Origin of the sequence: Staphylococcus succinus, from assembly GCF_029024945.1 — a bacterium.
In the GTDB taxonomy this organism is placed as follows: domain Bacteria; phylum Bacillota; class Bacilli; order Staphylococcales; family Staphylococcaceae; genus Staphylococcus; species Staphylococcus succinus.
In genome coordinates this window covers 1,099,917-1,124,442 of the sequence record NZ_CP118976.1, presented here as the reverse complement: position 1 = coordinate 1,124,442, position 24,526 = coordinate 1,099,917, and the positions used below count along the sequence as shown (strand labels likewise).

General features: G+C 32.2%; 27 protein-coding genes and 1 riboswitch. Of the genes, 11 read left to right on the top strand and 16 right to left on the bottom strand.

What is annotated here, in order from left to right:
• The first annotated feature begins 2 nt into the window (after positions 1 to 2).
• Together PYW31_RS05555 and PYW31_RS05550 are read left to right on the top strand one after the other, a co-directional pair.
• Positions 3 to 356, top strand: coding sequence for a tyrosine-type recombinase/integrase (locus PYW31_RS05555; protein WP_053042469.1), 354 nt, complete (start codon positions 3 to 5; stop codon positions 354 to 356).
• Between the two features lie 90 nt (positions 357 to 446).
• Complete coding sequence (locus tag PYW31_RS05550; protein WP_046836743.1) at positions 447 to 1,706, top strand: BaiN/RdsA family NAD(P)/FAD-dependent oxidoreductase; 1,260 nt, start codon at positions 447 to 449, stop codon at positions 1,704 to 1,706.
• Between the two features lie 157 nt (positions 1,707 to 1,863).
• Here the strand turns inward: PYW31_RS05550 and PYW31_RS05545 are convergent, their stop codons facing one another.
• The 3 genes from PYW31_RS05545 to PYW31_RS05535 all read right to left on the bottom strand — a co-directional run bounded on the left by PYW31_RS05545 (position 1,864) and on the right by PYW31_RS05535 (position 6,119).
• Complete coding sequence (locus tag PYW31_RS05545) at positions 1,864 to 2,175, bottom strand: rhodanese-like domain-containing protein (RefSeq protein WP_046836744.1); 312 nt, start codon at positions 2,173 to 2,175, stop codon at positions 1,864 to 1,866.
• Between the two features lie 19 nt (positions 2,176 to 2,194).
• Positions 2,195 to 4,609 carry a leucine--tRNA ligase gene (gene leuS, locus PYW31_RS05540; protein WP_046836745.1) on the bottom strand — a complete coding sequence of 805 codons (2,415 nt, stop codon included), beginning with the start codon at positions 4,607 to 4,609 and terminating at the stop codon, positions 2,195 to 2,197.
• Positions 4,610 to 4,949: 340 nt separating this feature from the next.
• A complete protein-coding gene (locus PYW31_RS05535; protein WP_046836746.1) occupies positions 4,950 to 6,119 on the bottom strand; it encodes an MDR family MFS transporter in 1,170 nt (389 codons plus the stop codon).
• 108 nt (positions 6,120 to 6,227) lie between these two features.
• Between PYW31_RS05535 and mnmL the strand changes: the two genes are divergently transcribed.
• Together mnmL and mnmM are read left to right on the top strand one after the other, a co-directional pair.
• Positions 6,228 to 7,181, top strand: coding sequence for a tRNA modification radical SAM protein MnmL/YtqA (mnmL, locus tag PYW31_RS05530; protein ID WP_046836747.1), 954 nt, complete (start codon positions 6,228 to 6,230; stop codon positions 7,179 to 7,181).
• Positions 7,178 to 7,741, top strand: coding sequence for a tRNA 5-(aminomethyl)-2-thiouridylate-methyltransferase MnmM (mnmM, locus tag PYW31_RS05525; RefSeq protein ID WP_046836748.1), 564 nt, complete (start codon positions 7,178 to 7,180; stop codon positions 7,739 to 7,741). The genes mnmL and mnmM overlap by 4 nt, the downstream gene beginning before the upstream one ends.
• Positions 7,742 to 7,874: 133 nt before the next feature.
• Here mnmM and PYW31_RS05520 read toward each other — a convergent pair whose 3' ends face one another.
• The 3 genes from PYW31_RS05520 to PYW31_RS05510 all read right to left on the bottom strand — a co-directional run bounded on the left by PYW31_RS05520 (position 7,875) and on the right by PYW31_RS05510 (position 10,407).
• Positions 7,875 to 8,276, bottom strand: coding sequence for a transcriptional regulator, SarA/Rot family (locus PYW31_RS05520; protein ID WP_046836749.1), 402 nt, complete (start codon positions 8,274 to 8,276; stop codon positions 7,875 to 7,877).
• Between the two features lie 147 nt (positions 8,277 to 8,423).
• Complete coding sequence (locus tag PYW31_RS05515) at positions 8,424 to 9,380, bottom strand: L-lactate dehydrogenase (protein WP_046836750.1); 957 nt, start codon at positions 9,378 to 9,380, stop codon at positions 8,424 to 8,426.
• A 202-nt stretch (positions 9,381 to 9,582) separates the two neighbouring features.
• Entirely contained in the window at positions 9,583 to 10,407 is an 825-nt protein-coding gene (locus PYW31_RS05510; protein WP_046836751.1) for an alpha/beta fold hydrolase, read from the bottom strand.
• Positions 10,408 to 10,673: 266 nt separating this feature from the next.
• Between PYW31_RS05510 and PYW31_RS05505 the strand changes: the two genes are divergently transcribed.
• Positions 10,674 to 11,675, top strand: coding sequence for a proline dehydrogenase family protein (locus PYW31_RS05505; RefSeq protein ID WP_046836752.1), 1,002 nt, complete (start codon positions 10,674 to 10,676; stop codon positions 11,673 to 11,675).
• Between the two features lie 111 nt (positions 11,676 to 11,786).
• Here PYW31_RS05505 and ribH read toward each other — a convergent pair whose 3' ends face one another.
• From ribH to PYW31_RS05480, 5 genes are all read right to left on the bottom strand, one after another.
• A complete protein-coding gene (gene ribH, locus PYW31_RS05500; RefSeq protein ID WP_046836753.1) occupies positions 11,787 to 12,245 on the bottom strand; it encodes a 6,7-dimethyl-8-ribityllumazine synthase in 459 nt (152 codons plus the stop codon).
• Between the two features lie 12 nt (positions 12,246 to 12,257).
• A complete protein-coding gene (locus tag PYW31_RS05495) occupies positions 12,258 to 13,439 on the bottom strand; it encodes a bifunctional 3,4-dihydroxy-2-butanone-4-phosphate synthase/GTP cyclohydrolase II (RefSeq protein ID WP_046836754.1) in 1,182 nt (393 codons plus the stop codon).
• A 12-nt stretch (positions 13,440 to 13,451) separates the two neighbouring features.
• The gene (gene ribE / locus PYW31_RS05490; RefSeq protein ID WP_046836755.1) at positions 13,452 to 14,084 is read right to left on the bottom strand and encodes a riboflavin synthase; all 633 of its coding nucleotides are present in this window, start codon (positions 14,082 to 14,084) and stop codon (positions 13,452 to 13,454) included.
• Between the two features lie 6 nt (positions 14,085 to 14,090).
• Positions 14,091 to 15,134 (bottom strand): bifunctional diaminohydroxyphosphoribosylaminopyrimidine deaminase/5-amino-6-(5-phosphoribosylamino)uracil reductase RibD, encoded by a 1,044-nt coding sequence (ribD, locus tag PYW31_RS05485; protein WP_046836756.1) that lies wholly within the window; start codon positions 15,132 to 15,134, stop codon positions 14,091 to 14,093.
• A 160-nt stretch (positions 15,135 to 15,294) separates the two neighbouring features.
• A riboswitch (FMN riboswitch) is annotated at positions 15,295 to 15,428 on the bottom strand.
• A gap of 196 nt (positions 15,429 to 15,624) precedes the next feature.
• Positions 15,625 to 17,094 (bottom strand): FAD/NAD(P)-binding protein, encoded by a 1,470-nt coding sequence (locus PYW31_RS05480; RefSeq protein ID WP_046836757.1) that lies wholly within the window; start codon positions 17,092 to 17,094, stop codon positions 15,625 to 15,627.
• Between the two features lie 178 nt (positions 17,095 to 17,272).
• Between PYW31_RS05480 and PYW31_RS05475 the strand changes: the two genes are divergently transcribed.
• A complete protein-coding gene (locus PYW31_RS05475) occupies positions 17,273 to 18,199 on the top strand; it encodes an osmoprotectant ABC transporter substrate-binding protein (RefSeq protein ID WP_046836758.1) in 927 nt (308 codons plus the stop codon).
• 267 nt (positions 18,200 to 18,466) lie between these two features.
• Here the strand turns inward: PYW31_RS05475 and sagB are convergent, their stop codons facing one another.
• Positions 18,467 to 19,315 (bottom strand): peptidoglycan release complex glucosaminidase SagB, encoded by an 849-nt coding sequence (sagB, locus tag PYW31_RS05470; RefSeq protein ID WP_046836759.1) that lies wholly within the window; start codon positions 19,313 to 19,315, stop codon positions 18,467 to 18,469.
• A 161-nt stretch (positions 19,316 to 19,476) separates the two neighbouring features.
• The gene (locus tag PYW31_RS05465; protein ID WP_046836760.1) at positions 19,477 to 19,701 is read right to left on the bottom strand and encodes a hypothetical protein; all 225 of its coding nucleotides are present in this window, start codon (positions 19,699 to 19,701) and stop codon (positions 19,477 to 19,479) included.
• Positions 19,702 to 19,920: 219 nt separating this feature from the next.
• Here PYW31_RS05465 and PYW31_RS05460 point away from each other — a divergent pair, with 219 nt between their 5' ends.
• Together PYW31_RS05460 and PYW31_RS05455 are read left to right on the top strand one after the other, a co-directional pair.
• Positions 19,921 to 20,391, top strand: a complete 471-nt coding sequence (locus PYW31_RS05460) for a sigma-70 family RNA polymerase sigma factor (RefSeq protein ID WP_046836761.1) — start codon at positions 19,921 to 19,923, stop codon at positions 20,389 to 20,391.
• 13 nt (positions 20,392 to 20,404) lie between these two features.
• Positions 20,405 to 20,827 (top strand): competence protein ComK, encoded by a 423-nt coding sequence (locus tag PYW31_RS05455; protein ID WP_046836762.1) that lies wholly within the window; start codon positions 20,405 to 20,407, stop codon positions 20,825 to 20,827.
• An 8-nt stretch (positions 20,828 to 20,835) separates the two neighbouring features.
• Here PYW31_RS05455 and PYW31_RS05450 read toward each other — a convergent pair whose 3' ends face one another.
• From PYW31_RS05450 to PYW31_RS05440, 3 genes are all read right to left on the bottom strand, one after another.
• Entirely contained in the window at positions 20,836 to 21,285 is a 450-nt protein-coding gene (locus tag PYW31_RS05450) for a hypothetical protein (protein WP_046836763.1), read from the bottom strand.
• 81 nt (positions 21,286 to 21,366) lie between these two features.
• Positions 21,367 to 22,002 (bottom strand): pentapeptide repeat-containing protein, encoded by a 636-nt coding sequence (locus PYW31_RS05445; protein WP_046836764.1) that lies wholly within the window; start codon positions 22,000 to 22,002, stop codon positions 21,367 to 21,369.
• Between the two features lie 317 nt (positions 22,003 to 22,319).
• Complete coding sequence (locus PYW31_RS05440) at positions 22,320 to 23,033, bottom strand: transaldolase (protein WP_046836765.1); 714 nt, start codon at positions 23,031 to 23,033, stop codon at positions 22,320 to 22,322.
• A 289-nt stretch (positions 23,034 to 23,322) separates the two neighbouring features.
• Here PYW31_RS05440 and PYW31_RS05435 point away from each other — a divergent pair, with 289 nt between their 5' ends.
• The 3 genes from PYW31_RS05435 to PYW31_RS05425 all read left to right on the top strand — a co-directional run bounded on the left by PYW31_RS05435 (position 23,323) and on the right by PYW31_RS05425 (position 24,414).
• Positions 23,323 to 23,628 carry a hypothetical protein gene (locus tag PYW31_RS05435; protein ID WP_046836766.1) on the top strand — a complete coding sequence of 102 codons (306 nt, stop codon included), beginning with the start codon at positions 23,323 to 23,325 and terminating at the stop codon, positions 23,626 to 23,628.
• 67 nt (positions 23,629 to 23,695) lie between these two features.
• Positions 23,696 to 24,061 (top strand): fluoride efflux transporter CrcB, encoded by a 366-nt coding sequence (gene crcB / locus PYW31_RS05430; protein ID WP_046836767.1) that lies wholly within the window; start codon positions 23,696 to 23,698, stop codon positions 24,059 to 24,061.
• Positions 24,058 to 24,414: a fluoride efflux transporter FluC gene (locus tag PYW31_RS05425; RefSeq protein WP_046836768.1), complete on the top strand. Its 357-nt coding sequence runs from the start codon at positions 24,058 to 24,060 to the stop codon at positions 24,412 to 24,414. The genes crcB and PYW31_RS05425 overlap by 4 nt, the downstream gene beginning before the upstream one ends.
• Positions 24,415 to 24,526: the final 112 nt, after the last annotated feature.

Below are 24,526 nucleotides of genomic sequence, written 5' to 3'. Positions count from 1 at the left end.
TTATGAAAGTTAAATATACTGATTGTGGTTTTATATTTTGTGCTTTAAGTGGTAACACTATCCAATCTAATAGAATAAATAAGGCTTTGCATGAATGTACAACTGAATTAAAAATCAATAAACATGTGACTAGTCATACTTTAAGACATACATATATTTCAATACTTGCTGAATTGGGTATGAGTTTAAAAGTAATCATGAATCGTGTCGGATACAGTAACTCAAATACAACATTAAAAGTGTATACATATGTTACTAATAAGATGGAAAAAGCTATGGTTAATAAATTAGAGGCAATAAAAATTATTTATGTTTGCCCTTTTTATGCCCTTAAAATAATTTACATGTCATTATAAAACCTTATAAACTCCGTTAATATAGCGATTCATAGCAACAAGAATGTTATTACTATAAAATAACATTATATTGTAAAGGGAGGCAATTAAATGTATCAAACAATTATTATAGGCGGCGGTCCCAGTGGACTGATGGCGGCTGCTGCGGCAAGTACTAACAGTGATGATATCTTATTGATTGAAAAGAAAAAAGGACTTGGTCGTAAATTAAAAATTTCTGGTGGTGGCCGTTGTAATGTTACCAACCGTCTTCCTTATGACGAAATTATAAAAAACATACCTGGTAACGGAAAGTTTTTATATAGCCCCTTTTCTGTATTTGATAATGAATCTATTATTCAATTTTTTGAATCGAGAGGTGTCAAACTTAAAGAAGAAGATCATGGACGAATGTTCCCCGTATCAAATAAAGCACAAGATGTCGTGGATACTCTGACGCACACTATTCAACAAAATAAGGTAGACGTAATGGAGGAATCAACTGTTCACTCTATTGCTTACACTGAAGATCAAACATTCCAAGTTACACTCAATGATCAACAGCAATTTACTAGTAAGAGTCTCATCATTGCAACTGGTGGTACGAGCGTGCCACAAACAGGTTCAACCGGTGACGGTTACAAATTTGCAGAAGCTCTTGGTCATACTATAACAGAGTTATTTCCTACAGAAGTACCCATCACGTCTGCAGAACCATTTATTAAACAAAAACGTCTAAAAGGGTTAAGTTTAAAGAATGTAGCTTTATCTGTATTAAAGAAAAATGGCAAACATCGTATCACTCATCAAATGGATATGATTTTCACTCATTTCGGAATCAGTGGCCCTGCTGCTTTACGCTGTAGTCAATTTGTATATAAAGAGCAAAAGAATCAAAAAAAACAAGATATACAAATGCAATTAGATGTATTTCCAGAACTTTCAACGAATGACTTAGAGGTACAAATTAGGTCATTATTAAAGGAAACGCCAGATAAATATGTAAAAAACAGCTTACATGGCTTAATAGAAGAACGTTATTTATTATTTATGTTAGAACAAGCTGGAGTTACAGAGGAAATTACAGCCCACCACATTTCTAACATACAAATTAATGAGTTAGTTAAATTATTGAAAGGCTTCATTTTTAGCGTGAACGGTACACTACCTATTGATAAAGCTTTTGTAACTGGAGGAGGCGTTTCATTAAAAGAAATCCACCCCAAAACAATGATGTCCAAAATAGTACCAGGCTTATTCTTATGTGGTGAAGTATTAGATATACATGGCTATACTGGCGGATATAACATCACTAGCGCCTTAGTAACAGGACATGTGTCAGGGACTAATGCAGGTGTCTTTCAGCCATAAGACTATAAAGTCTAGCTACACAACTATCATATAACTTGTCCCACTATTCCCATTAGAAACCAATTAACCGCAAAATTTTGTATTTAAATTTTTCAACTAAAAAAGGTCCTATTACGTTTACAGTAATAGGACCCTTAATCTTTATATTTAATCTTTATTATACACTTTTAACATCTAGACCTTCGTCTCCCCAAGCATCCATGCCACCTTCGACATTTACTGCACGTACATCATTTTGTTCTAAATACTGAACAACTTGTGCACTACGACCGCCAACTTTACATATGATGTAATAAGTTTCATCTTCATTAAAATGGCTTAAATTTTCTGGAATTTGGTTCATGGGAATTGTTTCTGCGCCTGGTATAATGCCCATAGCTGTTTCTGCATCCGTTCTCACATCTACAATATTAACTGGGTTTGCGTCTAAAACTTTTTCTTTTAATTCATCAACTGTAATAGATTCCATGTTCAATTCCTCCAAAGATTTATTTAGCTACGATATTAACAAGTTTTTGTGGTACAGCAATTACTTTTTTAATCTCTTTACCTTCAATTTCACCTTTAATAATATCATTATCAAGCGCTATTTGTTGCATATCCTCTTTTGAAACATCTCTTGAAACTTTAATCTTGGCACGTACTTTACCGTTTACTTGTACAACAATTTCCACTTCATCATCGACTAATAATGATTCATCATATGAAGGCCACGGTTGGTAAGTAATTGTTTCATCATGACCTAGACGAGACCATAGTTCTTCTGATATGTGAGGTGCAATTGGTGATAACATTTTTACAAATCCTTCAATATACGGTTTGTATATTTCATCAGTTTTGTAACAATCATTGATGAAGACCATCAATTGACTAATTGCAGTATTGAAATTCAAAGTGTTAAAGTCTTCAGTGACTTTTTTAACGGTTTGATGGTAACTCTTATCTAAATTTTTACTATTGTTATTTACCACTTTAATAGAAAGTGAATCATCTTCAGTAACGAGCAAACGCCATATTCTATCTAGGAATCGTCTTGAACCATCTAAGCCATTTTCACTCCAAGCTATTGCAGCATCAAGCGGCCCCATAAACATTTCGTATAAACGTAGTGTATCTGCGCCATGTGATGTGACGATATCATCTGGATTAATTACGTTACCTTTAGATTTACTCATTTTTTCATTACCTTCACCAAGAATCATGCCTTGATTATATAATTTTTGGAATGGCTCTTTTGTTGGTACAACACCTAAATCATAAAGTACTTTGTGCCAGAATCTTGCATATAATAAATGTAAAACAGCATGTTCTACGCCACCTATATATAAATCAACTGGTAACCAATGTTTTAATTTTTCCGGGTCAGCAAGCATTTGGTCATTATTTGGGTCTATATATCTTAAATAGTACCAGCAACTACCTGCCCATTGCGGCATCGTATTAGTTTCACGACGACCTTTCATACCAGTTTCTTGGTCTACTACATTTACAAAACTATCAATATTAGCTAATGGTGATTCACCTGTACCTGATGGCTTGATTTCATCCGTTTCAGGTAACAATAATGGCAATTCATCTTCCGGTACCGTAGTCATCGATCCATCTTCCCAATGAATGACTGGTATAGGCTCTCCCCAGTATCTTTGACGACTGAATAACCAATCTCTAAGTTTATAGTTAACTTTTTTCGTGCCAGCGTTTTTCTGTTCTAATAATTCTATTGCTTTTGAAATAGCATCTGCGTTATACAGACCATTCAATTCTCCTGAGTTGATATGAGGGCCATCACCAGCATATGCTTCTTTTGATAAATCTCCACCTTCAATAACTTCCACAATTGGCAAATCAAATGTTTGAGCAAATTCATAGTCTCTTTGGTCACCACTTGGCACAGCCATTACAGCTCCAGTACCATATGTTGATAAAACATAGTCAGCAATCCATATCGGTGTACGTTCACCTGATAACGGATTTACCGCATACGCGCCAATAAATACACCTGATTTTTCTTTAGAGAGACCTGTACGCTCTAAATCAGATTTTTTCGCCGCTTCTTGTTGATATTGTTCAACTGCTTCTTTTTTATCTTCAGTTGTAATTTGGTTTACTAATTCATGTTCAGGACTCAACACTAAGAACGTTGCACCATAAATCGTATCAGGACGTGTTGTAAATACTTCAACCTGTGCATCACTATTTTCTACATCAAACGCAATAGCCGCACCTTCTGAACGACCTATCCAGTTACGTTGCATGTCTTTTAATGATTCAGGCCAATCTAAATCATCTAAGTCTTCTAATAAACGATCGGCATATTCAGTGATTTTTAATACCCATTGTTTCATCGGTCTACGATACACTGGATGTCCACCACGTTCAGAAACTCCATCTATTACTTCTTCATTTGAAAGCACTGTACCTAAAGCTGGGCACCAGTTTACTGCAACTTCATCAACATAAGCAAGTCCTTTATTATACAACTGTATAAAAATCCATTGCGTCCATTTATAATATTCAGGATCAGTTGTATTCACTTCTCTATCCCAATCATAACTAAAACCTAATTCTTTTATTTGGCGTTTAAAGGTTTGAATATTCTGTTTAGTGAACTCGCGTGGATCATTACCTGTATCCAAGGCATATTGTTCTGCAGGAAGCCCAAAAGCGTCCCATCCCATTGGATGTAATACATTATACCCTTGCATGCGTTTATATCTTGAAACGATATCCGTTGCAGTATAACCCTCTGGATGTCCAACATGTAGCCCTGCGCCTGATGGATAAGGGAACATATCTAGTGCGTAGAATTTCTTCTGCCCTAAATTGTCACTTGTTTTAAAAGTTTTAAATTCTTCCCAATAATCCTGCCACTTTTTTTCTATTTGATTATGATTGTAATTCACTACTACTTCCTCCTATTCAATAAAAAAACACCTCAAACTATTATTCATTACTAAGGGACGACTATGCCGCGGTACCACCCTGTTTCACATTAAATGTGCGCTCATTTTAATTAAATAGTTAGAGATGTTATAAATTCACTTTGAGTTCTGGTAAGTTCACTCAAGACTTAACACTAGGTTCCACCCTTCCTAGTTCTCTGTAGATAAGCTCTCAAATTACTACTCCTATACATTATTAATAATATTTGAAATAAGGGTTTATTTCAAGTGGAAAAATTGAAATATCAGTTTATCAAACAGAATTAAAGTCAAAACCATATGTCAACAGTATACTTACACCTTAAGTATCATTCGATAGCTTTCTATCATAAATCATTAAAAAAATGAGTGCAATGACTAGTAATGCAATCATACTTAAAAACATTGCCTGCATGTTAAATGTATCGACAACGATTCCACCTAGAAGCGGACCAAATGCTTTTCCAACTGTAGCCGCAGAATTCACATACCCTTGAAAAGATCCTTCTTTACCTTTAGGTGCTAATTGATTAGCGATGGTAGGAACAGCTGGCCATACAAACATCTCTCCTAGAGTAAGTATAATCATTCCTATCATAAACACTGAAAATTGTTGTGCAAAGCTCGTCACAAAGAATGAAAGTATAAATATACATATACCCACAAGCATTTGATATTTTAAATTGCCTTTTAATAATTTTATAATTGGTAATATTAATGGTTGTGCGACTAATATCATTATGCCATTTACAGTCCATAGCAAACTATATTGGCCCATCGAAATATTTATTTCCTGTGTAAACGAAGCAATAGTACTTTCCCATTGAATGTATGCTATCCAACAAATACTAAACATTACACACAAGAGCGTTAATGCTGTAACTTGCACTCTATTGTCTTTAGATAATAAATTCATTGCATCATTTGTTTTAACTTTTAAATCAAGTTTTATATTAAATTGCGTTACAGCCACAACGGCAAATGCAACATACATTAATAAGTTTGCTATAAAAATATAATTAAAACTCAATTCTGCTACAAAACCACCTGAAGCCGCCCCAATTGCAACTCCTAAATTTTGCGCTAAATAAATGGCATTAAAAGTTTGCCTACCACCATTGGGCCACACCGCTCCTGCCATAGCATAAATCGCTGGAACAATCATGCCACCACCAAAGCCTAATGCAACTAACCATACAGCATACCATGGCCAACCATGAAAGAAATTCAATAATGTGGTACTCATTAAACATATGACTGTGCCTATCATTATCGTTCGATAACCACCCAATTTATCAAATAAGCTACCGCCTAATAAATTACCGACAACCATGCCAAAGGAATTAATCATTAATACCAATCCAGCGATTGTCAGACTCTTATCTAATTGTTCATTCATATATATTGTATTTAATGGCCATAAGAAGCTTGAACCAGTAATATTTAATGCCATACCAATAACCAACCACCACACTGATTTAGGCATGTTCATGCACTAAGCCCCTCTCTAAATTTAATTTTCTAATTTTACACTAAACACTATATCACTAAAATATGTTAAAATCTTTAACTATAATGATTTTAGAAAGGAAAATGTTATATGGGTCAATTTTTCCCTTACGCATTCGAAAATAAAAGGTATCACACATGGAACTATCACTTGAAAAATAAATTTGGCCAGAAAATTTTCAAAGTAGCTATTGATGGCGGTTTTGATTGTCCAAATAGAGATGGAACTGTAGCACATGGCGGTTGCACATTTTGTTCAGCTGCAGGAAGTGGCGACTTTGCAGGCGATCGCGTCGATCCAATTGAAGTACAATTTCGACAAATCAAAGATAGAATGCATGAAAAATGGCATGATGGTCAGTACATTGCATATTTTCAAGCATTCACTAACACACATGCACCAGTTGAAGTATTACGAGAAAAGTATGAAACGGCATTAAAAGAACCTGGTGTAGTCGGACTATCTATAGGTACAAGACCTGATTGTTTACCAGATGATGTTGTAGAATATTTAGCAGAGTTGAATGAGCGCACGTATTTATGGGTAGAACTTGGTTTACAAACAGTACACCAAGAAACTTCAGATTTAATTAATCGCGCCCATGATATGCAGACATATTATGAAGGTATCCAAAAATTACGTAAGCATAATATCAATATTTGCACTCATATCATTAATGGACTGCCTGGCGAAGATTACAATATGATGATGGAAACTGCTAAAACAGTTGCACAAATGGATGTCCAAGGTATTAAAATACATTTGCTTCATTTATTAAAAGGCACACCAATGGTTAAGCAATATGATAAAGGTATGTTGGAATTTATGTCACAAGAAGAATATACCAATTTGGTTTGTGATCAGTTAGAAATCATCCCCAAAGAAATGATTGTCCACAGAATAACTGGTGATGGTCCTATTGATTTAATGGTCGGGCCCATGTGGAGTGTAAATAAATGGGAAGTTTTAAATGAAATTGATAACGAGCTTGCACGAAGAGCATCCTATCAAGGCAAACTTTTTGAAAGTACTGTTCAATCATGAAATTAGAACGTATACTACCATTTGCCAAAACCTTAGTCACCACACATATTAATAAAGAGAGTATTGTAATTGATGCCACATGTGGCAATGGCAATGATACATACTTCCTTGCACAACAAGTACCTAATGGTAAAGTCTATGGCTTTGATATTCAGACGAAAGCTATCCATAATACGCAACAAAAAACAGTCGAATTTCATAATGTCGAATTGTTTCAAGCAAGTCATGACAACGTACAACAATATATTCCAACAGAAGAACACGGGCAAATAGATGCAGCAATTTTCAATTTGGGTTATTTACCTAAAGGCGATAAATCAATCGTTACACATCCTGAAAGTACGATTGCTGCAATTAATTCCATCTTCGATATATTAGCACCAGAAGGTGTGATTGTTTTAGTAATATATCATGGACATGAAGAAGGTATAATAGAACGAGATGCTGTCATTGAATACTTAAGATGCTTCGATCAAAATAAAGCTCATGTACTTCAATACCAATTTATAAATCAACAAAACAACCCACCTTTTATCTGTGCAATAGAAAAAAGGTTATAAATTGTTCTTGTTCTCATTTCTGTATATTAAGATCACTAACCACTATTTGTATAAAATAAAAAACCAATCAGATTTAAAAAATCTGATTGGTCTTTTTAGATTTAGGATACATATCCCAACCTATAATTATTCCCTATAAGTTTATGATAGATTTAAGACTAGTTTGGATACTTGTTGCTTTTGCTTCAATTTCCTCTTTGAAGAAATTCAAAAGATCTTCCCTTTGATCTTTTAAATCTTCGTTAAAATGAATAATAACTGTACGCTCGTCATTTTGAGGTCTTTCTTTAATAACCCACTCTTTTTCGACTAAATCATTATAAGTTCTTGTACGCTTATATGATTTGACATGTACAAAGTCATCCATTTCCTTTAAAGTCATTGAACCTTCTTTCCAAAGTGTTAAAAGAATCAAGATTTCTTCTTTAGACATCTTGTATTGCTTTTGTACTTTAGAAAAAATATCCTCGATGTCTTGCAAGATCATTTCTAATCTCAACACTCCATCAACATTATCAATAAGTGTTTTTCCCATAGAGTAATCCCCCAATCATAGTAAATATTAAACATGTAAAATTAATTCGTAAAACTCTCATTCCTAGAGTATAAAATTCTACTCTGTATAAATAATAGAATTTTAAATAAAATTAATCTTATAAACAGTTTAAAATTAAACTATGAATTATGCAATTATATGAGAGATTTTATTTTGCATTTCTTTTAATACTGTCACTGAATTATCAAATAATGCGCTTTCTTCATCATTCAATGGTGTTTCATACACTTTAACCGCTCCTGCTCGATTAATTAAAGTAGGTACACCTATATAAACATCATTCTTATCGTACTCACCTTCTAAATAGCTAGACACTGTTAAAACTACATTTTGATTTTTTAAGATAGCTTTCGTAATGTGCAATAAGCCCATAGCTATACCATAATATGTTGCACCTTTAGCTTGAATAATATCGTATGCTGCATCACGAGTATTTATAAAAATTTCTTCAATTCTATGTTGCTTTTGACTATCCCCATGTAACATTTCATATAATGGTTGGCCCGCAATATTAGCTTGAGACCAAACGGCCAATTCTGAATCACCATGTTCTCCAATAATTTGGCCCTCTACACTCATTGGTGAAACATCAAATTCTTTAGCTAATTCATATTTAAAACGTGCTGTATCTAATATTGTACCAGAACCAATAACACGTTCTTTTGGTAAACCTGAAATTTTTTGTGTTACATATGATAATACATCCACAGGGTTTGTAGCAACTAAGAATATTCCATCAAATCCTGAATCCATAATTTCTGTCACAATAGATTTAAATATTTTAGTGTTTTTTTCAATAAGATCTAATCTTGTTTCTCCAGGCTTTTGTGCTGCTCCAGCAGTTATGACGACTAAATCAGCATCTGTACAGTCTTTATAATTTCCTGCTTTGATATTTACAGGTGAATCTCCGTATGGTGCGCCATGATTTAAATCCATAACATCACCTTTAACCTTCTCTTCCGCCAAGTCAATAATAACTAGTTCGTCAGCAACACCTTGTGCAACTAGAGCAAAAGCATAACTTGAACCAACTGCGCCATCACCAATTAATACAACTTTATTACTTTTAATATTTTTCATATTTTGACTCTCCTCACTTATTTTTCTACGAATCACTATTGTGATTTATTTCACAATTAAAATATAACAAATATTTCCAGTTAGCGCAATATTTTTTGTGATTTATTTCACATTTATTTGTGCAATGTTTTCTCTTATCTAATAAAAAGCACCAAACAACATCTACATTGTTTGGTGTCTGTATATTACACGAATCATTAACTTATGAGGGCTCGTTCTCATCATGAATGATAAAGCCATTGTTACTAGCACTATTGTTTAAAAAGGCTAACATATATCTCATAACTTCATCACGCTCAGGTTCATTGTGAATTTCATGGTATAAACCATCCCAAGCTTTAAAATATAATTCATTTGTAGTGACTTTATCTTTAATTAGTTTCATTGTAGAAACGTCAGCCACTTTATCTTCTTGGCCATACATCAAAAGTAATGGTAATGGGCTAACATCTTTTAAATGTGTTACTGTTTCTTTCATTATCTCAGTGATTTGTTTATACCAATGGTATGTCACTTTTTGAAGCATTAATTGGTCATTGCGCGTTTCTTCTATCACTTCTTCATTACGAGTTAAATCTTCAACAGTTATACCTACTTTAAACCTCTTATCTTTAGCTAATCTTCCTACATTAGATATAATTTTATCTTTTCGAGATTTATTGCTTTTTTTAAATTCTAATAAAGGAGAAACAAGTATAAGGCCTTCTATTGGTACTTCTACTTTTTCGAGAAGATTGAGGATAATCAAACCACCTAAACCAACACCCATCACATAGGTTGGAATCTTATATTCATTTGCGATTTTAATCCATTCAAGAATATGCTCATGATATATATCAAAATTATTTATTTGGCCTTTATTTGAACGTGATGTTTGACCTTGCCCGGGCAAATCGCCCATGATTACATGATACCCATTACGGCGAAGCATCGTAATAACATATGCATATCGTCCCGTATGTTCAAGCATGTTGTGTGCAATCACAACAACGCCTTTTGCTTCATTTTCGGTTTCCCATTTCCACATTTATCCATACTTCCCCTTCTACATAAATTTCCTTACATTTATTGTATCAAAATATGCTATACTTTTTCCATTTTAAACATAGAATTTGTAGTGAAACACTTATTTTGTTAAACACTATAAATCAGAACTATGTTATATAGTAATACCATGAGTATATATTTCGATTTAAAGTGTAATATATTTTATTGCAAACGATTTCATTACTTTTAAATTCATGCTACACTGATATTGAAACATAAGCTATAAGCAGAATGGGAGGAATTAATATGCCAATTGTGAAAAACTTTTTTATAGGATTATCTAATAATTCATTACTAAACAATACTGCTAAGGAAATAGGACCTATGTTAGGTGCTAATAAGGTCGTTGCAGGAAATACGATCCCCGCCTTAGTAGACACAATTGAACGTTTAAACAACAAAGGAATTACAGTTACCGTAGATTGCCTTGGGGAATTTGTTGTAACTGAAGGAGAGGCGATAAGAGCAAAAGATCAAATATTAGAAGTCATGTATGCTATCTATAACCATAACTTAGATGGACATATATCAGTTAAACTGAGTCAACTCGGTTCTGAATTTGATATCGATCTTGCTTATCGTAATTTACGTGAAATATTATTGAAAGCAAATGAGTTCAATAATATGCATATTAATATTGATACCGAGAAATACAATAGTTTATTTGACATTACACAGGTATTAGATCGCTTAAAAGGCGAATTTAAAAATGTAGGTACCGTTATACAAGCTTATTTATATAAAGCAGATGCGCTTGTAGACAAATACCCCGAGTTAAGATTACGCATGGTTAAAGGTGCTTATAAAGAAGCAGATACGATTGCATTTCAAACTAAAGAAGAAATAGACGAAAACTACATACGTCTAATTGAAAAAAGATTATTAAGTGCCAAAAACGTAACATCTATTGCTACGCATGATGACAGAGTCATCACGCATATCAAACAATTTATTAAAGATAATAAAATTGAACGAGATAGATATGAGTTCCAAATGTTATATGGTTTCCGCTCTGATTTAGCAGAAACGATTGCAAAAGAGGGTAATAACTTCTGCATTTATGTACCTTATGGTGACGATTGGTTCAGTTATTTTATGAGAAGATTAGCAGAGAGACCTCAGAATTTAAATCTTATGTTCAAAGAAATTATGAAGCCTAAAGTACTCAAAAAAGCCGGTTTTGTCACTTTAGGTATCACAGCAATCGGTGCGACAATTGCATTAGTAAGCCGTTTATTTAAAAAATAACCATTAAAATGAAAAAATGATACAAAAAAAGACTTGGACAACCACAATAAAGCGTTTGTCCAAGTCTTTTAGTTAGCGAATAAAAATCATTTCAACCTACTGTTTAATAATTTAAATCTCTCTTAATAAGTTAGCCATTTCTATTGCACTTACTGCTGCTTCTGATCCTTTATTTCCAGCTTTAGTACCGGCGCGTTCAACAGCTTGTTCAATACTTTCAGTAGTTAATATACCAAATATTACTGGTGTATCCGTAACATCGTTGGCTTTAGAGATACCTTTAGCCACTTCATTACATACATAGTCATAATGAGTTGTAGCCCCTCTTATAACACAGCCTAATGTGATAACTGCATCATATTCATTTTTTTGAGCTAATTTTTTTGCTACTAAAGGAATTTCAAATGCGCCTGGTACATATGCAACATCAATATTGCCTTCAGGTACTTCGTGACGCACTAACGTATCCTTAGCTCCATCTAATAAACGATTTGTAATAAAATCATTAAACCTACTTACTACAACTGCAACTTTTAAATCTGAACCTATTAATTTACCTTCAAAATTCATTCCAATGACCTCCTATATTAAATGACCCATTTTAACTTTTTTTGTATCCATATAACCTTGATTGTGTTTGTTTGTTGGCACCACGAGTTCAATTCTTTTCGCAATATCTATGCCATATATTTCTAAGCTTTCAAATTTCTTAGGATTATTACTTAACAAATTCACTTTTTCAATACCGAAATATTTTAGAATTTGTGCAGCTTCTTTATAATCTCTTAAATCTTCTTCAAAACCTAAAGCAATATTCGCTGTTACTGTATCGTAACCTTGTTCAATAAGCTCATAAGCTTTTAATTTATTAATTAAGCCTATGCCACGACCTTCTTGTGGCAAGTATAAAATAACGCCACCATGTTCATTTATATATTTCATAGAGGCCGCTAATTGCTCACCACAATCACATCTTTGGCTATGGAAGATATCGCCAGTCAGACATGCTGAATGAATACGCACATTTGTCGTTTCTTTAATCTCACCACTCACAATTGCAACAAGTTCTTCGTTACTGTTTGCCGTTGTGAAACCATACATATCAAATTCTCCATACTCAGTAGGCATTTTAACTTTGGCTTTTGCTTCTAAGTTGGATGAAGAAGCCTGTCTATATTTGACTAAATCTTCAATTGAAATCATCACAAGTTGATGTTCTTCTTTAAATCTTTCTAACTCTTCACCTTTAGCCATTGACCCATCTTCGTTCATTATCTCACATATTAATGCTGCTGGTTTAGCCCCACTCAATGTTGCTAAATCAACTGAGGCCTCAGTATGCCCAAGTCTTGATAAAACACCATTATTTTGTGCAATTAAAGGAAATAGATGGCCTGGTTTATTAAAATCGTTAGATGTGGCATGATCGTCTATTAACGCTCTTGCTGTCATCGTTCTTTCTACCGCGCTAATTCCTGTCGTTGTATTAACATGATCCACACTAACTGTAAACTGTGTACCGTATACATCAGAATTATGATTTACCATTGGATTAAGATCTAATTTTTCAGCTATGCTATGACTTATAGGCGCACATATTAATCCTCTACCATAAGTAGCCATAAAATTAACTGTATTATCTTTCATCCATTCAGTTACAGCAACTAAGTCGCCTTCATTTTCTCTATTTTCATCATCTACAACGATGATACTATCGCCATTTTTAAGTGCTTTAAGTGCAGTATCTATACTATCTAATTTCATATATTTGCCCTCCTAAAATCCAAACGCTTTAAGTTTATCTGAAGTTAATCCCACATCATTATTGCTGACTATTTTCTCTACATATTTAAACAACATATCCGTCTCAATATGCACAGGATCACCTATACGTTTTAGATTTAAAATAGTGGATCTACGTGTTTCCGGAATAAGATGAATATCAAATTCAGCATCTTTCAATTGAAAAATCGTTAAACTTACACCATCAACTGTTATAGATCCTTGTTGGACCATTTGTTTAATTAAATCCGTAGATGGTTTAATAGTTACAATTTTAGAATTATTAGATGATTGTATGCGTGTCACTTTGGCAACTTCATCAACATGTCCTAAAACAAAATGGCCGCCAAATCGACCTTGTCCACTCATCGCTCTCTCTAAATTTACTTCTGCAGATTGTTTCAACTGATTGAGATATGTCTTGTTTTCAGTTCCCTTAATTACTTGAACTGAAAACGAACGATTATCAAAATCAACAACCGTTAAACATGCACCGTTAACACTTATCGAGTCACCAATATGCATATCTGCTAATATCGTTTGGCAATCAATCGTTAAGTTAACCACAGATTGTTGTGTGGTCACTTTTTTTATAGTCCCTATTTCTTCAACAATACCGGTAAACATGTGTCATCACTTCTTTCGCAACTCTAATTTGATATTTTGCTCAATCATTTGGGAATTTATAATTTCAAATTGAGGTGCTTCTGATAAATCAAAAACATTTTCAGTTTGAAAGAATTGATAATTTCCAGAACCACCTATAATTTTCGGGGCATAATATAAGACAAGTTCATTCGTAAAATCTGATTGTAGAAATTCAGAAGTTATAGTTGGACCAGCTTCTACCAACAATCTTCCAATTCCTTTTTTATATAAATCTTTTAAAATTTTATTGATTGAACATGATTCTAGTGTAATCACTTCAACTTGTTCAATATTAGTTTTTAAAGTTTCATTTTCAGTATAAATCCATATAGATTCATTAGGATTTTTAAACATATCTAATTCGAAGTTAATTTGGCCAGACTTTGATAAGACGATTCTTATAGGATTTTTTCCCTCTTCAATACGTGTCGTATATTGAGGATTATCTGAATCAAGTGTTCCTCTACCTGTTAACACAGCATCATGTGTATGCCGTAATTGAAATACATCTTGCTTTACAGCTTTATTAGTAATCCATTTACTTTGACCTTGATCAGTCGCTTGTTTGCCATCTAAACTACATGATACTTTCACAGTTACATTAGGAACCTCATTACTCTTCGCTATAAAAAAGTCTTTATATAATGCTTCGGCTTCGCTATTTTGACGAAATTCAACTTCTATCCCAGCACGCTTCAATATTTCATCACCTTCTGAAGGTAATGTTGTATCTTTTACGGCATAGATTACTTTTTGAATGCCATGCTCAATAATTTTATTCACACAAGGTGGTGTCGATCCATAATGTGTACATGGTTCTAATGAAATATAAATTGTGCCACCCTTTGCTTTATCCTGAGCCATGTCTAAAGCTTGTACCTCTGCATGTTTATCGCCTTTTTCCAAATGTGCACCCATACCGACAATACGCCCATTGTTAACTACTACAGAGCCTACCGGAGGATTCACACCTGTTTGACCATCAACCATTTTAGCTAATTGAATAGCATAATTTAAATATTGACTCACATTATCACCTCTAAATAATAAAAAACACCTAAAATTTAAAATTTCAGGTGTGGGATTTATCGATATAACAATGTCTATTTATAACTAAATACACTTACAGAAAATTAACAAAATAAGTGTACGCTAAATAAACACATAATAAGTGTTGTTTTGTTATACGTCATTCTTTCTCCCATCCAGACTTTACTGTCGGCTCTAGATTCACACTAGATCAGCCACATCTGTATCAACAAATGCAGGTCGCAGGCTTAATTTACTGCCGGTTGGGAATTTCACCCTGCCCCGAAAGAATATCTATGAAATTGTAATTGATGATTGAGTCAAGTAACCATTAAATAAGTTACCTAATTATAGTACTACATTTTCATGAAAATAACAATTCTTATTATCTAAGTCGGCTTTATTTTTTTATTAAAATTTTTAAAAATCGGAATTTATTATACATCGAAAAGATTATAACACTACTCATCTACACAACGAATTACCCCATTTATTTAGGATTTAACAATTGGTTAATGATAGTCACAGCTTGCTTAACTATCATAGTTACGCCATTTCGTGATTGATTGATGCCATTAGTCAATTGTCCTAAGGCATACATACGTTTTAGCGTTCCATACCTTGGACTTATAATTTGATTTGTCTCAGGCACAATTTGAATACCGCCAAGTGGATGCGCTTGAACAACTTGTCTGTTTTCCATATTTAAAACGAGTTGGTCATCACTATCAAGGTCTGAAAGTTGAGTTTTAGAACCTGTAGCGTTAATGACAATATCAAATTTTTCTACATCAGCCGCTCGATTACTATATTTAAAACAAAATTGCTTTTCCTCATGATATACATCTTCTAAACCACTTTGTATTTCAATAATTCCATTTTGCAAATGATCTATAATTAACTTCGCCGTTCGTGGAGGCATAGGATTAGAATTCTCTTTCAATATCGCTTGATAATCCTTCAAAAACCTCTTTTGATCTTCACGACTAAAACTGTTCCATATCCAATTCAAATTTTCTTTCGCTAATTCTAACATACTTTGAAACTTACCCAACTCTTCTGGATGTTCTAAATCATATGTCAAATCTTTTATAGGATCGTTCACTTTTCGGTGTATTAATGCTCTTATGGGAATGTCATAACGTTTACAGTCCTTCAGAAACAAATCTAAAGCTGCATCTAATGGCACATTACCAAAGTTTTCGCTTTTAAGTTTATTAAAATGCTCAGGTGTTAAATACTTAAATTCAACATCAGGCATTTTTCCCCTTACACTGGGTAAATTACCTTTACGACTTGCCACTGTAATAGGTAATTGAGGATGATGTGTTGTCACATAGCGTATAACATCTAAGCTAGCTAAACCTGTTCCTATAATAGCAATACGGTCTGTATCTTCCACTTCATCTAAAGTATTATAAGTTGGATATGGTGTTGGTATATACCCTTCTGTTCCTTTGAGTTGATAAGGATCATGATAAGATAATGTTCCAATAGTTACAAAAACGACGTCGTATAAATTACAATCGGCCATCGCTTTTGACGTACAAACATAATAATTAACATCTGTTTGTCCTATATCAGATTCAATAAATATTTCAGATACTTCTTTTTTAATTACATGAATATTATCGTAAACTTGATTATACTTTTCCACGTAATCCTTCATGTAGTGTCCAAAAATGAATCGCGGTAAATATTCGGGATTAGAAAACTTGAATTCCGACTGCTGCTCATACCATTCATAAAACTCACGCTTATTATCTAAATTCAATGACATCTGAGCTGCTGGTAAATTAATTAAGAGTTGATCACTGTCATTTTGAAACGGTACGCCTTGCCCCATATTTTTAGGATTATCATATACATCTACTTGTATACTTGAAAATTCATCATATTTCACTAGTTCTTTTAATAAACTAACACCTGCCGTACCCATTCCAATAATCGCTACTCGCATTTTACACACCCTAACTAATGTTATTTTATATTTATTATAGCAATGTTTACTACTATATAACATTTTAATGAGTAACATACATATATCTACTTGCTGTTATAATATTTTGCTAAATATGGTAATCTTAAATTATTGTAATAAAATAATTATTTTTCAATTTAATTTAAGGGGACAAATAATGAGATTTCTAAAACGTAATTTATTTTTACTAATTATAAGCACGGTATTATTAGCAGGCTGCGATTTGCCAGGCCTAGGTGGAGGTCAGTCGCAGAAATCGGTTAAAATATCTGCGTTAGCTACAAGCGAATCTCAAATTATGGCTTATATGTTAAAAGAACTCATTGAACATGACACCAAGGGAAAGATAACGGGTTCTATCATTAATAACTTGGGTTCCGCAACCATACAACATAACGCCTTACTAAATGGTGATGCTGATATCTCGAGCACACGTTATACCGGGACGGATTTATCAGGAGTGCTTGAACAAAAACCTATTACTAATTCTAAAAAAGCTATGCAAATAACCCAAAAAGGTTTCACACAAAAATTTGATCAAACATTTTTTAATTCATATGGGTTTGAGAATACATTTGCTTTTATGGTGACTAAAGAAACTGCTAAAAAATATGACTTACATACAGTATCAGATTTAGAAAAAATCAAAAATCAAGTTAATGTAGGTACTGATACTACATGGATTAAAAGAGGGGGCGATGGGTATGCCCCTTTTAAATCACATTATGGTTTCGGTTTTAATTCGTTAAAACCTATGCAAATTGGTTTAGTATACGATGCATTAAAAAACAAAAAACTAGATGTAGCTTTGGGTTATACTACTGACGGTAGAATTTCGGCTTATGATTTAGTAGTACTCAAAGATGATAAAAACTTCTTCCCACCTTATGACGCTAGCGCAGTGGCACCAAACAAATTGTTAAAAAAACATCCTGAAGTAAGAAAATCTATAGAAAAGTTAGATAATAAAATTGGTACAAAAGAAATGCAAAAGTTAAATTACGAAGCTGATGGCGAAGGAAAAGAACCTGCAGTAGTGGCTAACGACTTCTTAAAGCAACACGATTACTTTGATCATGAATAAATCTTATTATTTTGATGAAATTGTTATCTTTTTATTTGAACGATAATTTAATGTAAAATATGTCCATAGATGAGGAAGTGATTATATGAAATTCATTTTAAAAGTCTTTATCTCCGCACTTATGCTATTCATAATTCTCGGACAGAAAAATAAAGCACAATAATTAAAACGCTTAGTAGCTATCAGTAACTACTAAGCGTTTTTTAATTATTACGAAATTGATAAAAAAGATTGATAGAACGTGTTCTATCAATCTCAAATTGCTTATTATTTATGTTTTTCATCATCTTTATATACAAAATACTTAAAATACTTACCTTCTGTTTTCATGTTTTTGTAGAAATCAGCCATTAAGCTAGCATTACTTTCTGCCCATTTGATATCGGTAGCATATTGATGTTCCCCAGGATTCTTAGGATTCCACCTCATACTATAAAGTGTATTTTGATCTTTATGCGATAAGAAATGTTCATGAATAAAGTTAGCGCCACCGCTAATTGCTTTTTCAGGTGTATCCCAACCATGCTTTTTAGCGTATTCTGCACCGGTATTGATTGGGTCTTCATCTAAAGCACCTACACCAAAGAAGTTATAATATTTTTTCCCATCAATTTCTACACCACTTGCCAGTTCACTTTTTGCTGAACCCGTTTCAAGTAACGCATGTGAAATTAAATATACTTCATTAACGTGTTTTTCTTTAGCTGCCTGTATAAAATCATCTGTATGTTTCAACAATGTTGGATTATCTATTAACATACGTTTTATTCTGTTTTGATCAATCCCTTGATATTTATCTAATTCTAAAAATTGATATTTTTGAGTATCACTGTCGATAAATGCTTTACTGTTCATCGCTTGTTTAATTTCAGTAGATGACGCATCTCTCCAGGTTTTATTATCTTTACTTGAAACTTGTTGACTCGTGTAATTATCAATTTGTTTTTTAGATGCTTTGTCTAAACTTACTTTAAGATTTTCTACTTTTTCTTGTTCGTCAACATCTTTAAAGAATATTTGATCTGAAATCATTGAAAAAACAATGACCGCAGCTACACCTAAAATTACCAATAAACCAATAATTGATAATATTGAGCCTTTTTTATGCTTCGTCATTTTCACACCTCGTAGGTAAAAGTTAAGAATGCAACCTCAGCGACTATGTATATTACGTTAAGGCTATCCGATTATAAATTCTAACACTAAATAGATGAACGTACAATTTTATACAAATGTTGTTACATATTCATAAAAAAAGTAATGAAATTTTAATTTCATTACTCTTGACTTTTATTATAATCCATCATAATAAAACTTGCAGCTTGTGATCTATTTTTATAATAATAACGATTTAAATCAATTGTGCCTTCTATTTCTCCATCTCGATACATCATTTCTTTTGTCATGTTATTAATCATCACAAAATCTGATTTGTCTTTAATCATATCTAAATCATTGTGTTTAGCAAAAAAATGTTCTAAATTCAAATGTGCGTAATCCATATAAACCTCCTGAAAATTGTCCGAAGATAATAATATACCTCTAAATTGCTATATATTTAAGTTGAATACGCGTTAGTGTTATAAAACTTAAAATGTTATCTATCTATGTCTCCTATTTAACACCTAAAATTCAAATTTAGCAAATGAAAATTTTTAATTCCTAAAATAAAATGATTATATCCGGAAATTCATGTTGTATATACGACGTTGGAGATATAAATGCTTTTTGAAAAATGCTACAAAAAACATAAACACATTATTCCTTATCTGTTAAAAAAATACAATATTAAGTATAATAAGGATGAATTCGCTCAACTCTTATTGATACGAATGTGGGAACTATTTTACGATTATAACCCTACAAAATCAATGGCAATGTCTACTTTTCTATATCGTAGATTGAATTTTTACTTGATTGACCTTTTAAGAAAAATACCACAAGCCCAACATTTGACATTCGAAGAACACGAGCACCAAGTGTACTTTAATTTTCAAGATTATGAAAATCGGTTAATTCAACAAAATTTCTATTCCTCACTAACATCAAATGAAAAACAATGGTTAACTTTAAAAGTTGAAGGTTATAAACAACATGAAATAGCCGACATACTTCACTGCTCTCTTTCCACTATAAAAAATTATCAGAAACGTGTCAGATCAAAATTTAATGCATATTATCATAACTACTGAGGTGATCTTTCAAATGACCCCTATTGCAAAATTATTATATTTCAAATCAGTCATTGGTCCAGAGAATCTTACTATTAGCCAGTTTACAACGCATCAATTTACCTACCCCTCAACTATAAATAACACTTTACACTATTTTTTAGAAACTCATCAAAAATCCTATACATTACAAATAAAACAAGCTAGACAAATATTGAAAATACGTAAGTTTGTACCTATCTATGTCAAAAAGGATATTATTTTATTTCCACTAAAAACACAACGTGCACCTATACAATACTATATTAACGCTCATATGATTACTGGGTTAAAATCTCAAGGTCCACAAACAATCATATTCTTTGAAAATGGATTTCATATCACAATTGATTCTAGTTATATGTTTATATATAAAAAATGGCAAGAAAGTTTGACCCTTTCCCGCCTTTTACAATAGTTAAATATTTAAAGTGCTTTATTATGCTTGTACTCCAACAATTTTTTAGTGAAATAGGCAGTCGCAATTTTGATTAAATATAAACTTACTACAATCAATAATAACGCGCCTACTAAAGTTAATATCACTGTAATCGTAGATAGTTGTACTTCTGGCTTCACAAAATATTGTACAGATGTAAGACTAGTTAAAAATCCAAATAGAAACAAACCAAGTAATATAATATAGGAAATTAAAATACCTATGAGTAACGCAAATAATTGTGTTGTTGATACTACTTTTTCCTTAAAAACATGTGTTTTTAAAAATTGATTAGAAAATGCAATGGGACGATTTAATTCCTCCCCATCTTTTTCGTCAATCGCTTGCGTAAGTACATCTTCTAATTTATTTTTTTCTTTTTTATTTAAAAACCACAATTGTTTCTTAACCTTCTGCTTAAAAATATTAACTTTCATCAAATGTCTCCTTTAATGCTTATACTTTCAATACTTAAACAACGTTATTTAGGTTTGATAATTTAAGTCTTGTTGTCAAAGTTAATCTTTGACGACAAGACCCATGAGTGTAGCAAATTGTACTGCTTGATCTCTAGAAACGATACAGCCAAATAAATCCTCTTGATTAACTACAAATGACTCAAAATATGATTGGCTTAAATCACAATCTTTTAACGCGGTTTGATAGACGGATAAATGTTCTAAATTTGTTTTGTCAAATACAACTTGCTTTAGCTTTGAACTAAAGAGTTCTGCATTTTCTAAACTACTTTTTTGCGTTTTAAAGTTAGTTATTTTTGAATTAGTAACACTTATAAAATCTGCTTTCACTTCATCAAATAATACGTTTCCAAAACGCATGTAATTAAACCGAGTTCCTGTCAAACGACAATTTTTAAATATCGCACGATGAATAGATCCATGATCCATATTCGCATTAGAAAAATCACAATTCTCAAAAATAACATCTGTAAAATCAACACGACCTAAATCTGAATTAGAAAAGTCACAATCCTTAATACGAGAAGCATAGACCGCAAACCTTTCTAACACTTGATTACTTAGACTGGAGTCATGAATTTCGGCCGATTCAATTAAATCTTCATCTTCATCAAAAACATCTAGAAGTGTTTGGTTTTTTAACGTTGTGGCAAGCTTAGGTTGTTGTAATATCATAGTGTATCCATTGCTCCTAACTATATAAAAAACTAAGACTCATTATTAGATTAGTATTTATAAATATTTAACTTTATGATTATTTTTAGTGCTAAAAACGAAGTTGTATATAGTATAGCAAATATCATAACCCATGATATACACTCATTTGAATTATTTTAAAAGCTTTTTTATTCTTATAGTTATTTACACATTTATTTTAATGATGAATCATTACGTAAAATAAGCTGTTCAACATAAAGATAAACAAAAACTGAGACAATTCAATTGAATGAATTGCCTCAGTTTTTATTTATGTGCTATAAATGACTCAACTATTATAAAATTGATAATCCTGAACTTTGGATATCTTTTGCAAATCCTTGAACTGTATCAACTGATAACTCGTTAATATCGCGACCCAGATTTGTATTTACTTTTTTAACAACGTCAGCAGGACAAGTAATAATGTCAGCTCCAACTTCATCCGCTTCGATAACATTAATTACTTCACGACAGCTTGCCCAAAGTAATTTCACACCGTCTTTGCTATGCGTTACTTCTGCTGCTTCTTTCATTAATGGAATTGGATTAACACCAGTGTCAGCAATACGACCAGCGAACACTGATACATATGTTGGTACACCTTCAGTTACAGCTTCAGTAATTTCTTTAACTTGCTCTATTGTATAAACAGCAGTTACGTTTAAACGTACATTATCTGCTGATAATTTTTTAATTAAAGAAATAGTTGATTCACCTTTTGTGTTTACAACTGGAATTTTCACAAATACATTTTCACCATATTGTTTTAAAATTTCAGCTTCTTTTTCCATTGTTTCTAAATCATCTGCGAATACTTCAAATGAGATAGATGCATCTGGAATTTCACGAACAGCTTCTTCAGCGAAAGCTTTATAATCCGTAACGCCTGCTTTTGCCATTAAACTAGGATTTGTAGTAAAACCATCTACTTGTTTATTTTTATAAGCCGCTTTCATTTCTTCGATATCTGCACCATCTGCAAACACTTCAACATTTAACTTTGCCATTACTAATTCCTCCTGACTAAAATAAATAATTCTATTAAGAATTATTTTTATAACGGTTTAATTAACCATACACTCCATTTATACCACCAATATTATTTAATTTCTAATCTTTTGCTTGAATTGTCAAAATTTTTAGAGTAAAAATAAACAATTATTTTGTTAAAATGCATTTTTCTAGTTTAAATTTTCATAAGTTAAAACTATTTTAACTACTATTAAATTGTAAAATTCGTTAATTTTTTGTAAAACTATGGTATTATTATTTAATGAATTGCACTAGGAGGTAAATATGGCACGTTCAAAACTTTATTTTTATTTGTCTACTTTATTAATCATTATTAGTTTTTATTTTAATACTAGAAACCCTCTACTTAACATGCATTTTAATTCAATAATCAAATTAATATTTGTTTGTAGTATTATAAACGCTATTATTTTAATAATTTCTATTATTTTTGCAGATAAATCAATTAAACATCTTCATGAAAAGTCAGGCTGGGTTAGCAAAGCTAGCAAGTGCTTACCTTTTGTTTTATTAATCGTTATAATAATTCATATTGTGGCTGCACTATCGACGTTTGGCATCATTTTCTAATCTATACTACATAAGTTAAAATACTTGTGTAGTATTTTATTTTTCATTGAGAGGAATCATCTAAACAATGCAATATTTATACATCTTTATCGGAGGAATGATAGGTGCCTCAATACGATACGGGTTATCATTCTCTAACCACTATATTCATTTCCCTTTTGGTACTTTTATCGCTAATATTTTAGGTGCATTTTTAATGGGATTTTTGGGCACTTTAACAATAAAGTATTTCAAAAATAACCCATTGCTTAAAAAAGGTATCACTACAGGTTGCCTTGGCGCTCTCACAACATTTTCAACCTTTCAATTTGAACTTATTCATTTGTTAGAACAACAAGCTTATCTTACATTATTTATTTATGCATTAAGTAGTTATGTTTTAGGAATCATTGTTTGTTATATCGGTGTGAAAATGGGGGCACGTTTATCATGACACAGCTTTTATTAATCATGTTAGGTGGCGGTATTGGTGCAGTAATAAGGGGCTTTATTACTAATCTATGTACTCAACGTTTTAATAGCGATCTGCCTATTGCAACGCCTATTGTTAATATTTCGGGTAGCTTTCTCATAGGATTAATAATGGGCATGATGCTAAATGTAGACTGGATTCAATCCTTTGTAGTTATCGGGATACTTGGTGGATTAACCACTTTTTCAACTTTATCTTCTGAATTAGTTAAGTTATTGATTGATGATAAAAAAATCATAAGCTTTATTATTTATTCCGTAATACAATACGGCGCTTCATTTTTGGCATGTTTTGTAGGATATACACTATTTTAAATACGAAAAATGGTCAAGCCGATTTTTAGAAATTTGCTTGACCATTATATTTTCTATGACGTATTCATGTACTTAACATAAAATAAGGCACTTGTGTAGTTATCTTTCGAAA